Genomic DNA, 15458 nt, shown 5'->3' on the forward strand with positions numbered 1-15458 from the left:
GCCGCAGGAGTTCTGCTCTGTCGGTTCGCGCCTCACCAGGGAAAACGCGAACTGACGGGCTTCCTGCTGCCCAAAAACACTAAAGATTCAGGAGCTAGCATGAAAATTTCCCCCTCTTTGATGTGTATGGATCTGCTGAAATTTAAAGAACAGATCGAATTTATCGACACCCATGCAGACTATTTCCACATTGACATCATGGACGGCCATTTTGTGCCGAACCTGACGCTCTCCCCGTTCTTCGTCAGCCAGGTGAAGAAGCTGGCGAGCAAACCGCTGGATTGCCACCTGATGGTAACCCGTCCGCAGGATTACATCAGTCAACTGGCAAGCGCCGGAGCCGACATCATCACCCTGCACCCGGAAACCATTAACGGCCAGGCCTTCCGCCTGATCGACGAAATTCGCCGCCTGGGCATGAAAGTGGGTCTGATCCTGAACCCGGAAACCACTGTCGATGCGATGAAGTACTACATCCACAAAGCCGACAAAGTCACGGTAATGACCGTGGACCCGGGCTTTGCTGGTCAGCCGTTTATTCCTGAAATGCTGGATAAAATTGCCGAACTGAAAGCCTGGCGCGAGCGTGAAGGTCTAAGCTTTGAAATAGAGATCGACGGTTCCTGTAACAAAGCGACTTACAAGCGCCTGATGGAAGCCGGGGCGGATGTATTTATCGTTGGCACCTCCGGCCTGTTCAACCATGCAGAACATATTGGCGACGCGTGGGCCGTTCTGGAAGAGCAAGTTCTGGCCGCGAAGAACGAGGTACACCCTCATGCACCAACAGCATAATGTGGTCGCAGGCGTGGATATGGGGGCAACCCATATCCGTCTTTGCCTGCAAACCGCAGCGGGTGAGATCCTGCACTGCGAGAAACGTCGCACGGCAGAAACCATTGAAAGCGGCGTCGTAGCGGGCATTACTGGTCTGCTCCAGCAGCTTTTCGAGCAACACAACGCCCGCTGCTACGGCCTGGTAATGGGGTTCCCGGCGCTGGTCGGTAAAGACAAGCGCACGATTATCTCCACGCCGAACCTGCCACTGACGCCCGAATCCCTGGTGGGACTGGCGGAACAACTGGAAAGCGCGCTGGGCATCCCGGTAGAGTTTTCCCGCGACGTAAACCTGCAACTGTCGTTTGATGTGCAGGAAAACGTTCTGGCCGACAAAGAGGTGTTGGGTGCATATCTGGGTACCGGAATGGGCTTCGCCATCTGGCTGAACGGTGCCCCCTGGACCGGTGCGCACGGCGTGGCGGGTGAACTGGGCCATATTCCGCAGGGCGATATGCAGCAACATTGCGGCTGCGGTAACCCTGGCTGTCTGGAGACCGTCTGCTCCGGATTGGCACTGCGCCGCTGGTACGAACAACAGCCGCGTGACTATGAACTCGGTGACCTGTTTATCCACGCCCAGGAAGAGCCTTTTGTGCAGGCTTTGCTGGATCATGCCGCCAGGGCGATTGCCACCAGCATCAACCTGTTTGACCCGGATGCGGTGATTCTCGGCGGTGGCGTGATGGATATGCCGTCCTTCCCGCGCGATGCGTTAATTGCCGCCACTCGCAGGCACATTCGTCGCCCGTTACCCTGGGAAGCGGTGCGATTCCTCGCCGCCTCCTCCTCGGCGTTTAACGGTGCACAAGGGGCCGCAGCCCTTGCCCGCAATCGTTTTACGCCGCAATCCGTCGCAGCGCCTGGGCCAGTTGTACACGGGTAAAAGGTTTACGCAGTAGCTCCACGTCCGGCAGCGCAGGGTTGTGCGCCGGACGTAAATCTTGCCCGCTGATCAGCAACAGCGGCAGATGCGGGTAGTGCAGGCGGGCAAAGTTAATCACCTCCGCACCGCTAAGCCGGCCGGGCAGCATTAAATCGCTGATCACCATGCCAATCTCCTGCGATGCAGCCAGCAGTTGTAACGCCTGCTCTCCACACTCGGCTTCAAGGGTCAGATAACCCAGTTCATGCAGCTGTTCGCACAGGGTCTGGCGCACATCGGCTTCATCCTCCAGCACCAGAATCAGCTTCTCCGAACGGTCCTGTTCCTGAGCGGTATCCTGTTCTATCGGAGCAGCAACCTGTACTGACGCGCGAGGAAGCTGTAACCGGACGGTCGTTCCCTGCCCCGGCGCACTTTCAATTTCCACCCGGCCACCTGACTGACGCACAAAGCCATACACCATCGACAGGCCAAGACCGCTGCCGCTGCCCGTCTGTTTAGTGGTGAAGAAGGGTTCAAAAACCTGCGCTTTCACCTCCTGCGACATGCCACAGCCCAGGTCGATAACCTCCAGCGCCACCATGTCCTGCTTACGCCCGTCGGTACGGGTCACCCGTTGATTCCAGGTGCGGATCTTAATCACCCCGCTCTGGCCTTCCATCGCATCACGGGCGTTCATCACCAGATTGATAATGGCGTTTTCAAGCTGGCCGACGTCAATCCATGCTGGCCAGGCGGGCTGCTGGGCTTCGATTTCCAGGGTCAACGCCGTCGGCAGCGAGTGGCGCATCAGTTCACTCAGGTTCTCCAGCAACGGCTGCATCTCAACCGGGTGCGGGTGCAGCGACTGCTTGCGGGAGAAAGCCAGCAAGCGCTGGGTCAGCATCGCCCCACGTTCTGCCGCTTTCAACGCACGGGAGATACGGGCGGCATCCGGCGACTGAGGATTCACCAGTTCAAGACTGCCGATGATGACCGCCAGCAGGTTGTTAAAGTCATGGGCCAGTCCGCCGGTCAGTTGCCCGACAGCTTTCATTTTCTGACTATGCAGCAGCGCTTCTTCCAGCCCTTTACGCTCGGTTCTGTCCAGCACCACATTGACCATGCCACGACCCGGCACCGGGCTAAAACGCAGTTCGATGGTGCGATTATCGGCCAGTCTTAGCTCCTGGGCTTTGGGCATCATGCGCGATAAATTCTCCTGCACGTGGCCCGGCAAATCGCCCACCTGTCGCAGCAGACTCTGGTAATGCAGACCACGCTGTAGCGCATCGGCCGCTAATCCCAGCAGCAGCGGATACTGCGGGTTCCAGACCACCAGGCAGCCGAGATTATCAAACAGGGCAAAGCCGTCGCGCATGGCATGAAAGGTCGTCTCCAGTTGGGTACTTTTCTCTTTCAGCAGTCGGGAGGTGTGCTCCAGCGAGGCGGTATTGCGGGCGAAGACGTTAAAGGCACGCGCCAGCTCACCCAGCTCATCGCGCCGTTGTAGCGCGGGTACGGAGACATCCGCTTCGCCCCGGGCCAGTTGCGTCATCGCCCGGGAAATCGCCGTCAGGTTAGACCCAAGATTGCGATAGATATACCAGCCCGCGCAGCCGGTAATGATCAGCGCCAGCAGGGCAAAGGCGCTGATAAAGATGATAATCGAGCGCATCTCGTAGTGGCTCTGGTTGGTACGCTGCTCTGAGGCACGCGCGACCTGCTCAACGTACTGATTGATATCGGTGTTGAGGATCGCCACCAGCGCCTTGATATGAAACATCCACCAGTTGATCGCCAGATCACTCTCTTCCAGTTGCACGGAGAGCGGGCCGAGTTTGCCCAGTTCGGTTTTGAAATCCTGCATGATACCGCTGACTACCGGGCTGGTGGTTTGCCCCGGCAATTGCGCCATGATGTCCGTCAGTTGCTGTACCGTAGCTTTGGGTGAAGGGGTGCGAATGGCAGCGTCGAGTAATCTGTCCATTTCGCTGAGCAAGCGCGGGTCAGGCAGCGCACCACCTTCACGTTGGTTGATATTCTGCACATGGCGCAGATAGCTTTGATTTTGATAAAGCGAACTGAGCAGCGTGTTGCGCTCAATGTGTCTACGCTGACCACGCTCCAGCATCAGGGTTACGCTCTGTTCCAGCTCATTGCTGCGCTGAGTAATGCGTTCGACAAGTTGGGGTTCCAGTTGCGCAAGCGGCGCCTGGGCTAGCTGTTCCAGTGAATGCTGGAGCGCCGTTTGTGTCGCCTTTAGCCGCTCCGCCTCCCCTTTATACTCCAGCGCGCCCACCACTTGCGACAACCGCACCGCCGCCGTGGCGACATTTGCCGTGTCCCGTGCCAGGTTCATGCTGCCGGTCATGTCGTCGAGGGTTTGTTGCTGCACCTGTTCCTGGATTTGGCTGGCGTGGCGAAAGCCCAGTACGGCCACACCGCAGACCATCAGAGTGACAGCCATGACCAGCAGGTTGAAGAACAGTAGCCGCCCACGGGCGCTGGCGAAGAACGAGTGTTGCCGATAGGGCATAGCGGGCTCCGGTGTCAGTGTTCCCCTCACCCTGGTCCTCTCCCCAAAGGGGCGAGGGGACTGTTCGGTGCGGGCTGGAATGAGGGTGCCATTGGTAACGTTAATAAATTGTGATCTTCGTTAACTATTCAACACTATGACAAATATGAACGGCTCCTGACATTTTGCATTTATTTCATTGTGGTGGACTGCAAGCATTGATAACCCTTGCAGGAGCAAGCGATGAGCGAAACGCCGGTTCTGGAAATGCGCGACATTGCCAAAGTGTTTGGCAAGTTTTACGCGCTAAAAGGGGTCAGTCTGACGGTCTACACGGGTGAAATCCACGCGTTAATGGGTGAGAACGGCGCGGGCAAAAGCACGCTAATGAAGATCCTCGCTGGGGCGTACACCGCCACCAGCGGCGAGATCCTGATCGACGGGCAACCGTTTCATATCAAAGGGCCAAAAGACGCGCTGGCGGCAGGCATCACCTTGATTTACCAGGAGATGCAGCTCGCCCCCAACCTCACCGTCGCGGAAAATATCTTCCTGGGGAGCGAAATTGCCCGTGGCGGCCTGGTACAACGCCGGGAAATGCTTGCTCAGGCACAGACCGTTATTGACCGACTCGGGGCGCAATTCAAAGCCAGCGATTTGGTGATGAAACTGACCATTGCCGAGCAGCAGCAGGTAGAAATCGCCCGTGCACTGCACCGTAACAGCCGTATCCTGGTAATGGATGAACCCACCGCTGCTCTCTCTTCACGTGAAACACACCGTCTTTTTGAGCTAATCATGCGCCTGCGTGACGAAGGGATGGCGATTATCTACATCAGCCACCGCATGGCAGAAGTGTATGAACTCTCTGACCGGGTAAGCGTGCTACGCGACGGGCAGTACGTCGGTAGCCTGACCCGCGACAAACTTAATGCTTCTGAGCTGGTACGGATGATGGTCGGCCGGCCGTTAAGCGATCTCTTCAATAAAGAGCGGGATATCCCCAAAGGCGACGTGCGCCTCAACGTTCATCACCTCACTGACGGCGGAAAAATTCAGCCGGTCAGTTTACAGGTACGCGCAGGTGAAATCGTCGGCCTTGCCGGGCTGGTGGGCGCAGGCCGTTCGGAACTGGCTCAGTTAATTTTTGGCGTACGTAAAGCCACCGCCGGGGTGATTGAAATCGACGGCGAGCCGGTGGTGATTCATTCGCCGCGTACGGCCATTGATTTAGGTATTGGATTCCTCACAGAAAACCGTAAAGAGCAAGGGCTGTTTCTGGAACTGGCGGCGCAGGAAAACATCACCATGGCGACCATCGAGCGCGATGCAAACTACGGCATGCTCGACCGCAAAAAAGCGCAGTCCATCTCCGATGACGCTATCAAGCTACTCAACATTCGCGTGCCCCACTCCCAGGTCAGAGCGGGTGGGCTTTCAGGGGGCAACCAACAAAAGCTGCTGATCTCCCGCTGGGTCGCCATTGGCCCGCGCATCCTGATCCTCGATGAACCGACGCGCGGCGTGGACGTCGGGGCCAAGAGCGAGATCTATCGCATCATGAGCCAGATGGCACACAAGGGCGTCGCTATCCTGATGATTTCCAGCGAACTGCCGGAAGTGGTTGGAATGAGCGATCGCGTGTATGTGATGCATGAAGGCAGCATTGCAGGCGAACTGGAAGGCGCACGTATCACTCAGGAAAATATTATGACGCTGGCGACCGGCGTAAACGAATCCCATCACCAGGCGGTACACCATGACTGAACCCAAAGAGACTTCAGCTACCCCTTCGCAGCAGGTGGCAAAATCGGCCTCGGCGAAAAAAATGCTGATGGGCGATCTGATGCAAACGGTCGGCATCTTACCGATTCTGATCCTGATTGTGGCGGTATTTGGTTTTATCGCCCCCAACTTCTTCACAGAAAGTAACCTGCTCAACATTACCCGCCAGGCGTCGATCAACATCGTGCTGGCAGCGGGGATGACCTTCATTATTTTGACTGGCGGTATCGATCTTTCCGTGGGGTCGATTCTTGGCACCACGGCAGTGGCGGCGATGGTGGTGTCACTGATGCCCGAGCTGTCCATGCTCTCGGTGCCCGCTGCGCTCATGCTGGGTATGGCGCTAGGTCTGTTTAACGGTGCGCTGGTGGCCTTTGCCGGATTACCGCCCTTTATCGTCACCCTTGGCACTTATACGGCCCTGCGCGGTGCGGCCTACCTACTGGCGGATGGCACCACGGTCATTAACTCGAGCATTGGATTTGAGTGGATTGGCAATAACTACTTAGGGCCGGTGCCGTGGCTGGTCGTGATTGCGCTGGCGGTGATTGTTATTTGCTGGTTCATTCTGCGTCGCACCACGCTCGGCGTTCATATTTACGCGGTCGGCGGCAACATGCAGGCTGCCCGTCTGACCGGTATCAAAGTGTGGATGGTGCTGCTGTTTGTCTATGGCATGAGCGGCTTGCTCTCCGGCCTCGGCGGGGTCATGAGCGCTTCACGTCTTTACAGTGCCAACGGCAACCTCGGGGCGGGTTATGAGCTGGACGCCATCGCGGCGGTCATCCTCGGTGGCACCAGCTTCGTCGGCGGTATCGGCACCATCACCGGTACCCTGGTCGGCGCATTAATCATCGCCACACTGAACAATGGCATGACACTGATGGGCGTTTCCTACTTCTGGCAACTGGTGATCAAAGGGGCGGTGATCATCATTGCAGTGCTGATAGACAAATACCGTACCCGACATCATCAAAGTGCATAACAACAATATTTCCCTGAAAACCCTACGTGAGGAAAGAACATGCGTTTGAAACCCTTAGTCACCGCGCTCTGTGCTGGCGCACTGCTTGCTGCAACGCCGTTTGCGCAGGCAAAAGATCTGAAATCTATCGGGGTAACGGTGGGCGATCTTGCTAACCCGTTCTTCGTGCAAATCACCAAAGGGGCTGAGCTTGAGGCACGCAAACTGGCGGGCGATAACGTCAAAGTGACGCTGGTCTCCAGCGGCTATGATCTCGGCCAGCAAGTAGCGCAAATCGATAACTTCATTGCCGCGAAAGTGGACATGATTATCCTCAACGCCGCAGATTCTAAAGGTATCGGCCCTGCGGTTAAACGCGCCAAAGATGCGGGAATCGTAGTGGTCGCAGTTGACGTGGCCGCAGAAGGGGCAGATGCCACCATCACCTCCGATAACACCCAGGCCGGGGAGATCGCCTGTAAGTACATTACCGATCACCTGAAAGGCAAAGGCAATGTGGTCATCATCAACGGGCCGCCGGTATCTGCGGTACAGAACCGTGTGGAAGGCTGCCAGACCGAATTCAAGCGCCACCCGGATATCAAAGTGCTGTCATATAACCAGAACGCCAAAGGGAGCCGTGAAGGGGGCCTGGAGATCATGACCTCACTGCTGGCCGCTAATCCGAAGATTGACGGCGTGTTCGCGATTAACGATCCGACAGCGATCGGCGCAGATCTGGCAGCAAAACAGGCACAACGTAGCGAGTTCTTTATCGTTGGCGTCGATGGTTCCCCGGACGGTGAAGAAGCGCTGAAGCGTGAAAACTCCCTGTTCGTGGCAACCCCTGCGCAGGACCCACAGGTGATGGCGGCAAAAGCGGTAGAGATCGGTTACGGCATTTTGCAGGGTAAAGCCGCACCGAAAGAGCCCGTGCTGATCCCGGTGACCATGATCGATAAGAAAAACGTCAGCACCTATAAGGGCTGGACGGTTAAGTAAGTGCGGATTTTTCCCCTCACTCCTGCCCTCTCCCCATAGGGGAGAGGGTTAGGGTGAGGGGCATCGATGTGCACAACACCATAAGGAGATCGCCATGAAACGCTCCGAAATCAATGAAATTCTCGGCCATACCCGCCAGTTTTTTTCCATGCATGACGTGCACTTACCCCCGTTTGCCAGTTTTCCACCCACCAGATGGCGGCAGCTCGATAAAGAGGCCTGGCGCGAAGTCTTCGACCTGAAACTCGGCTGGGATGTAACCGACTTTGGCAGCCCCGATTTTTACACTCAGGGACTGACGCTTTTTACCCTGCGTAACGGTTCACCCAACGGCACTCCTTACACCAAATGCTATGCCGAAAAAATCATGCACGTGCGCGACGGTCAGGTGACGCCGATGCATTTTCACTGGCGCAAGCGTGAAGACATTATCAATCGCGGTGGTGGCAATCTGATCATTGAGCTGTGGAATGCCGGTGCCAGAGAAGAGACGCTAAACAATGATGTCACCGTGGTCATTGATGGCTGCATTCAGACCCACGCAGCGGGCAGCCAGTTGCGCCTCTCACCAGGGGAAAGTATCTGCCTGACGCCGGGTCTGTACCACAGCTTCTGGGGCGAAACGGGCTTTGGTGATGTGCTGGTCGGCGAGGTCTCATCGGTGAACGACGACGACCACGATAACCATTTCCTGATCCCCGTCGATCGCTATAACAACATTCTGGAAGACGAAACCGCGCAACTGGTGTTGTGCAACGAATACCGTCTTTTCCTGGACTAAAGGAGATTCTCATGCCACTGATTTCCCTTGCTGAAGGTTTAACGCACGCCCGTGAGCACCGCTATGCGCTCGGTGCCTTTAACGTGCTCGACTCCCATTTCCTGCGTGCTCTGTTCGCTGCGGCAAAACAGGAGCGCTCACCGTTTATTATCAATATCGCCGAAGTGCATTTTAAGTATGTGTCCCTGGACTCACTGGTCGAAGCGGTGAAGTTTGAGGCTATGCGCAGTGATATTCCGGTGGTGCTCAACCTCGATCACGGCCTGCACTTTGAGTCGGTGGTGCGCGCGCTCCGCCTCGGCTTTAGCTCGGTGATGTTTGACGGCTCAACGCTGGAATATGAAGAAAACATTCGCCAGACGCGGGAAGTAGTGAAAATGTGCCACGCAGTGGGTGTGTCGGTGGAGGCCGAATTGGGCGCCGTCGGCGGCGATGAAGGTGGCGCACTATACGGTCATGCAGATGAAGCTTACTTTACCGACCCTGCCCTCGCCCGCGACTTTGTTGACCGCACCGGCATTGATGCGCTGGCGGTGGCTATTGGCAATTCACACGGCAAATACAAAGGTGAACCGAAACTCGACTTCACGCGGCTGGATGTGATTCGTCAGCAAACCGGCCTGCCGCTGGTGCTACATGGCGGGTCCGGGATCAGCGATGCCGATTTTCGCCGCGCCATTTCACTGGGTATTCACAAAATCAATTTCTACACTGGCATGTCCCAGGCGGCCCTCGACACCGTCGAAGCGCGTATGGCCGATCGCCAGCCGGTTTATGACGAGTTCGCCCAGCTATTGCTGAGCATTGAAGAGGCCATTACCGATACCGTTGCCACACAAATGCGTATCTTTGGCAGTGCGGGGCAACTCTAATGGAACGCAAAGGGATTATTGCCGCCGGAAATATGCTCGTCGATCACGTGCATCAGATTGTGCAGTGGCCGGAGCGGGGCTGGCTGGCAGAGATCACGCAGAGTGAACGCTCCACCGGTGGTGCACCGCTCAACGTGCTGCTGACACTGGCCAAGATGCGCACCGGAATGCCCTTGCAGGCCGTGGGGCTGGTCGGCGAAGATAGCGACGGGGATTACATCATGGCGATGCTTGAGCAGTATCACGTCAATCGTCAACATGTGCAGCGCACCAACTTTGCCCCCACCTCCATGTCTCAGGTGATGACCGACCCTACCGGGCAACGCACCTTCTTCCACTCCCCAGGTGCCAACCGGCTGCTGGATCTGCCCGCGTTTGACCGTCTGGATACCACGATGAAAATCTTCCACCTCGGCTACCTGCTGCTGCTCGACAGCCTGGACATGCCGGATGAGGAATTTGGTACCCGCAGCGCGCGACTGCTGGCACTGATGCGCGGGCAGGGTTATGAAACCTCTCTCGATCTGGTCTCCCGTAAAGGCGATCCACGCTATCAGCCGCTGGTCCTCCCCTGCCTGCCGCACCTTGATTATCTGGTGATTAATGAACTGGAAGCCGGAGAGTTCAGTGGCCTGGATATGCGCACGAGGGATGATGCCCCCTATATCGACAATATCGCCACCGCCGCAAGCCAGTTGATGCAGGCTGGCGTGAAACAGCGTGTGGTCATTCACTGCCCGGAAGGGGCATGGGGTCTTCAGTCAGGAAGCGAGGGGCAGTGGGTGGCGTCTCGTATGCTTAAACAGGAAGAGATCGTCGGTAGCGTCGGTGCCGGAGATGCCTTCTGCGCAGGTCTGTTGTACGGCTGCCATGAACGCTGGTCGTTATCCCGGAGTATTCATTTAGCCCACGCCTGTGCCCGCGCCAGCCTGCTTTGTGCAAACGCTATCGACGGGGCAAAGTCGCTGGAAGAGCTACTCACTGAGCTGCCGGATGCGGCGTAAGCGATTACGCCGCTTTATCGCTGTGGGACACATCGGCGGCGAAGACGTAGCCGAGGCCGCGAAGGGTTTTGATCAGTGCTGGCTGATGTGGATTCACTTCGATCTTACGCCTCAGACGCATGATCAACACATCGATGGTGCGATCGAACACTTCGGTGCTTTCGCTGTGTGTCAGCTCCAGCAACTGTTCACGATTTAAGACCCGCCGCGCATTTTGCACCAGCGCCAACAGCAAGCTGTACTCACCCTGCGTTAACGCTACGGTCTGCTGCTGCGGATTCATCAATGCACAACGTGCCGGATCGAGGTGCCAGCCATTAAAACTGAAGCCGGGCATTTTCACGGCGGGGGATTCTGCAGCCAACACTCCTGTACGACGCATAACGGCTTTGACCCGCGCCACCAGCACCCGGGCGTTAAAGGGTTTACCGATATAATCATCCGCTCCCATTTCCAGCCCCACCACCACATCGGACTCGCTGCCCAGCCCCGTCAGCATAATCACCGGCAGTTCGGGACGCTGTTTCTGCAACTGTTTGAGCACCATCAGGCCATTGATGTCCGGTAGCACCATGTCGAGTAAGACCAGCGCAATCTCCGGGTGCTGCGCGGCAGTGGCGATAGCATCCAGCCCGTTATGACACACGTGCACGGTGAAGACGTGCTCACTCAGCACATCCCTGAGCAGTTCACAGACTGCAAGATCGTCATCCACTACCAGAATTGCAGGTTTCATCGTCCACATCCGTCAGGAAAGGTTACGCATTCTGCTTTATTTTATTTGGCTGATGCATAAAGGCGGTGAATTAATGCCGTTTTTATAATCACGGTCACATCTGCTCGCCTTCGTCACGTCAAATCTGACGACACTCTGCCCTTCGTCAGTATTTTGAACAAAAATAGGCCTCAAAATCAGGGAATACCCACAAAAGAAGCATGGCATAGAAGATGCATAATGGGTTCGATGGCGCGAGAGCGCACTCTTTATTAACTGGAGCGATAGCGATGAAAAAAGTCGTCACGGTTTGCCCCTATTGTGCCTCAGGTTGCAAGATAAACCTGGTGGTCGATAACGGCAAAATCGTTCGGGCGGAGGCTGCGCAAGGAAAGACCAACCAGGGTACGCTGTGCCTGAAGGGCTACTATGGCTGGGATTTTATTAACGATACTCAAATCCTCACACCTCGTCTGAAAACCCCTATGATCCGCCGTGAGCGCGGTGGAAAACTAGAGTCCGTCTCCTGGGAAGAAGCCCTGGATTACGTTGCGACCCGTCTTAGCGTCATTAAAGAGAAGTATGGCCCGGATGCGATTCAGACCACCGGCTCTTCTCGTGGTACAGGTAACGAAACCAACTACATCATGCAAAAATTCGCGCGCGCCGTTATTGGAACCAATAACGTCGACTGCTGCGCACGTGTCTGACACGGCCCCTCGGTTGCAGGTCTGCACCAATCGGTCGGTAATGGCGCGATGAGTAATGCGATTAATGAAATTGATAACACGGATCTGGTGTTTATCTTTGGCTACAACCCGGCGGATTCTCACCCCATCGTCGCCAATCATGTGATTCGGGCGAAACAGAACGGGGCGAAAATCATCGTCTGCGATCCGCGTAAAATTGAAACCGCGCGTATTGCTGATATGCACGTGGCGCTGAAAAACGGCTCGAACATCGCGCTGTTGAATGCGCTTGGGCACGTCATCATTGAAGAAAATCTGTACGACCAGGCGTTTGTCGCCTCCCGTACCCAGGGATTTGAAGAGTATAAAAAAATCGTCGAAGGCTATACGCCGGAATCCGTCGAAGACATTACGGGCGTGAGCGCGGCGGATATCCGCAAAGCAGCGCGGATGTATGCGGGGGCGAAGAATGCCACCATCCTGTGGGGCATGGGCGTGACTCAGTTCTATCAGGGTGTGGAGACCGTGCGTTCGCTGACCAGTCTCGCCATCATGACGGGTAATCTGGGTAAACCACACGTTGGGGTTAACCCGGTACGTGGGCAGAACAACGTTCAGGGTGCCTGCGATATGGGTGCATTGCCGGATACCTTCCCCGGCTACCAGTTCGTTAAAGAGCAGGCCAACCGCGATAAATTTGCCAAAGCCTGGGGCGTCACCGATCTGCCTGCTCATACCGGTTATCGCATCAGTGAGCTACCGCACCGGGCGGCACATGGTGAAGTGCGCGCCGCTTACATTATGGGGGAAGATCCGCTGCAGACCGACGCAGAACTCTCCGCCGTGCGTAAGGCGTTTGAGGATCTGGAACTGGTCATCGTACAGGATATCTTCATGACCAAAACCGCGTCGGCGGCGGATGTCATTCTACCCTCCACTTCCTGGGGCGAACATGAAGGGGTCTACACGGCGGCTGACCGTGGCTTCCAGCGCTTCTTTAAAGCAGTTGAACCAAAGTGGGACCTGAAAACGGACTGGCAGATCATCAGTGAAATCGCCACCCGCATGGGTTATCCGATGCATTACAACAACACGCAGGAAATCTGGGACGAATTGCGTCACCTCTGCCCGGAATTCTACGGTGCCACCTATGAAAAAATGGGGGAACTGGGCTACATCCAGTGGCCGTGTCGTGACACATCGGATGCCGACCAGGGCACCTCGTATCTCTTTAAAGAGAAGTTCGATACCGATACGGGGCTGGCGAAGTTCTTCACCTGCGACTGGGTCGCGCCGATGGATAAACTCACCGATGAGTTCCCAATGGTGCTCTCCACCGTGCGTGAAGTGGGCCACTACTCCTGTCGTTCAATGACCGGTAACTGTGCGGCACTCTCGGCCCTGGCGGACGAGCCTGGCTATGCGCAAATCAACGCTGCCGATGCCACGCGCCTGGGTATCGAAGATGAAGCACTAGTGTGGGTGAATTCACGTAAAGGCCGAATCATCACCCGTGCACAGGTCAGCGAGCGCCCGAACATTGGCGCGGTATATATGACCTACCAGTGGTGGATTGGGGCCTGTAACGAACTGGTGACGGAGAACCTGAGCCCGATTACTAAAACACCGGAGTACAAGTACTGCGCCGTCAACGTTGAACGTATTACCGATCAGCATGCCGCAGAGCAGTATGTGATTGACGAATATAACAAGCTGAAATCCCGTTTGCGTGAAAGCGCAATGGGATAATAGAGCGAGGCAATAAATAAAGGCGCAGAGGATTTATTCCCTGCGCCTTTTTATTTATGTTGGTAATTAATTCAAGAAATAAATATTTAGCGCCCAATTTTTCTCCGCCCTCATCATCTGACGAGGGAGGAGCAAAAATTACTGGTCGGCTGTTTTTTCAAACTTACCGAGCATTTCACGCTCGTAGGCCTGCGCTTTTTTGGTATCGAAGCGGTGTTCCCACTTCGCGATAACCAATACGGCCAGCGCATTACCCACCACGTTCAACGCGGTACGAGCCATATCAAGAATACGGTCAACACCGGCAATAAATGCCAGACCCTCCAGCGGAATTCCCACGCTTCCCAGCGTTGCCAGCAGCACCACAAAGGAAACGCCCGGTACGCCCGCAATACCTTTAGATGTCACCATCAGCGTCAGTACCAGGATAATTTCCTGGCTCAGCGACAGCTCAATGCCATACAACTGGGCAATAAAGATAGCCGCAATACTCTGGTACAGCGTAGAGCCATCGAGGTTGAAGGAGTAACCAGTCGGGACCACAAAACTGGTGATTGATGCCGGAGCACCGTAGGCTTCCATCTTCTCGATAATACGCGGCAGGACGCTTTCAGAGCTCGCCGTGGAGTATGCCAGGATCAACTCTTCCTTCAGGATGCGGATAAGCGTCCAGATGCTGAGTTTGCAGATACGTGCCACGATCCCCAGCACCACCAGCGCGAAGAACAGAATCGCGAAGTAAACCAGGATAACCAGCTTCGCCAGCGGCCACAGGGAGGCAAAACCAAAGTTCGCCACCGTTACAGAGATCAACGCAAACACGCCAATTGGCGCATAACGCATCACCATATGGGTGACTTTAAACATGGTTTCGGAAATGGAACGGAACACCGTGACCAGCGGCTCACGGTGGGTCGCAGGCAAGGAGGAGAGACCCAGACCAAACAGCACCGAGAAGAAGATGATCGGCAGCATTTCGCCTTTCGCCATGGAGGAGACAATATTGGTCGGCACCAGTGACAGAATCGTCCCCATCAGGCCATGAGCATGACTTTGCACCTCCGCCGTCGTGCTCTGATATTTCGAAATATCCACCGACGCCAGTTGCGTCATATCAATGCCTGTACCCGGCTGGAAGACATTCGCCAGCGTAATACCCAACACAATAGCAACCGTGGTGATCACTTCGAAATACAGGATGGTTTTCAGGCCAATTCGACCCAATTGTTTTGCATCACCCACACCGGCAATACCGACTACCAAGGTAGAAATAACAATTGGTACTACAATCATTTTAATCAAATGAATAAAGATATCTCCTGCCGGAGACAGAAGATTCGCGATAAGCCATTCGCGGCTGTCGCTCTGGTAATGCAGATAGCTGCCCAGAAGAATACCCAGCACCAGGGCCAGCAGAATCTGCCAGGCCAGGCTGATTTTAAATGTTTTCATAACTACAGAGATCCTCAATAAAGCGACCTTCCCGGTAGGGAACGACTCATACGGAAAGGGTATGGTAAGCGTCACGCGCTCTTGCGGGGTTTTTTAACGCGCATTATCAGTATCATTTGCGGGGTATAACGCGCAACCCTTTACCAGAAGGGGTATTGACTGATTTTTTACATAAAAGCGCTTTTTTATGCCATTTATCGTGCATAACTATATGTTATGAAAACG

12 protein-coding genes are annotated in these 15458 nt (G+C 55.5%); 9 read left to right on the forward strand and 3 right to left on the reverse strand.

Annotated features, from left to right (window positions below):
• Positions 1-99: 99 nt before the first annotated feature.
• Together alsE and alsK are read left to right on the forward strand one after the other, a co-directional pair.
• Positions 100-795: a D-allulose 6-phosphate 3-epimerase gene (gene alsE, locus AC5JPW_RS13295; protein WP_494240929.1), complete on the forward strand. Its 696-nt coding sequence runs from the start codon at positions 100-102 to the stop codon at positions 793-795.
• Positions 779-1723, forward strand: a complete 945-nt coding sequence (alsK, locus tag AC5JPW_RS13300; RefSeq protein ID WP_494240931.1) for an allose kinase — start codon at positions 779-781, stop codon at positions 1721-1723. Before alsE ends, alsK begins: the two co-directional genes overlap by 17 nt.
• On the opposite strand, the gene AC5JPW_RS13305 is transcribed toward alsK, so the two are convergent.
• On the reverse strand, positions 1677-4241 hold the full coding sequence (locus AC5JPW_RS13305) for an ATP-binding protein (protein ID WP_494240933.1): 2565 nt from the start codon (positions 4239-4241) through the stop codon (positions 1677-1679). The two genes, alsK and AC5JPW_RS13305, sit on opposite strands and share 47 nt — an antisense overlap.
• Positions 4242-4463: 222 nt before the next feature.
• On the opposite strand from AC5JPW_RS13305, the gene AC5JPW_RS13310 reads away from it, so the two are divergent.
• The 6 genes from AC5JPW_RS13310 (at position 4464) to AC5JPW_RS13335 (ending at position 10628) form a co-directional block, all read left to right on the forward strand.
• Entirely contained in the window at positions 4464-5987 is a 1524-nt protein-coding gene (locus AC5JPW_RS13310; RefSeq protein WP_494240935.1) for a sugar ABC transporter ATP-binding protein, read from the forward strand.
• A complete protein-coding gene (locus AC5JPW_RS13315) occupies positions 5980-6990 on the forward strand; it encodes an ABC transporter permease subunit (protein ID WP_494240937.1) in 1011 nt (336 codons plus the stop codon). Before AC5JPW_RS13310 ends, AC5JPW_RS13315 begins: the two co-directional genes overlap by 8 nt.
• A 39-nt stretch (positions 6991-7029) precedes the next feature.
• Positions 7030-7971 carry an ABC transporter substrate-binding protein gene (locus AC5JPW_RS13320; RefSeq protein WP_494240939.1) on the forward strand — a complete coding sequence of 314 codons (942 nt, stop codon included), beginning with the start codon at positions 7030-7032 and terminating at the stop codon, positions 7969-7971.
• A 94-nt stretch (positions 7972-8065) separates the two neighbouring features.
• On the forward strand, positions 8066-8752 hold the full coding sequence (locus tag AC5JPW_RS13325) for a D-lyxose/D-mannose isomerase (RefSeq protein ID WP_494240941.1): 687 nt from the start codon (positions 8066-8068) through the stop codon (positions 8750-8752).
• 11 nt (positions 8753-8763) lie between these two features.
• Entirely contained in the window at positions 8764-9624 is an 861-nt protein-coding gene (locus AC5JPW_RS13330; RefSeq protein ID WP_494240943.1) for a ketose 1,6-bisphosphate aldolase, read from the forward strand.
• Positions 9624-10628, forward strand: a complete 1005-nt coding sequence (locus tag AC5JPW_RS13335; RefSeq protein ID WP_494240945.1) for a carbohydrate kinase family protein — start codon at positions 9624-9626, stop codon at positions 10626-10628. The genes AC5JPW_RS13330 and AC5JPW_RS13335 overlap by 1 nt, the downstream gene beginning before the upstream one ends.
• A 4-nt stretch (positions 10629-10632) precedes the next feature.
• Here the strand turns inward: AC5JPW_RS13335 and AC5JPW_RS13340 are convergent, their stop codons facing one another.
• Positions 10633-11364, reverse strand: coding sequence for a response regulator (locus tag AC5JPW_RS13340; protein WP_494240947.1), 732 nt, complete (start codon positions 11362-11364; stop codon positions 10633-10635).
• A gap of 269 nt (positions 11365-11633) precedes the next feature.
• On the opposite strand from AC5JPW_RS13340, the gene fdhF reads away from it, so the two are divergent.
• On the forward strand, positions 11634-13781 hold the full coding sequence (fdhF, locus tag AC5JPW_RS13345) for a formate dehydrogenase subunit alpha (protein WP_494240949.1): 2148 nt from the start codon (positions 11634-11636) through the stop codon (positions 13779-13781).
• A 138-nt stretch (positions 13782-13919) separates the two neighbouring features.
• Here the strand turns inward: fdhF and gltP are convergent, their stop codons facing one another.
• Complete coding sequence (gene gltP, locus AC5JPW_RS13350) at positions 13920-15233, reverse strand: glutamate/aspartate:proton symporter GltP (protein WP_494240951.1); 1314 nt, start codon at positions 15231-15233, stop codon at positions 13920-13922.
• Between the last annotated feature and the right edge of the window lie 225 nt (positions 15234-15458).

Source organism: Phytobacter sp., assembly GCF_059074235.1.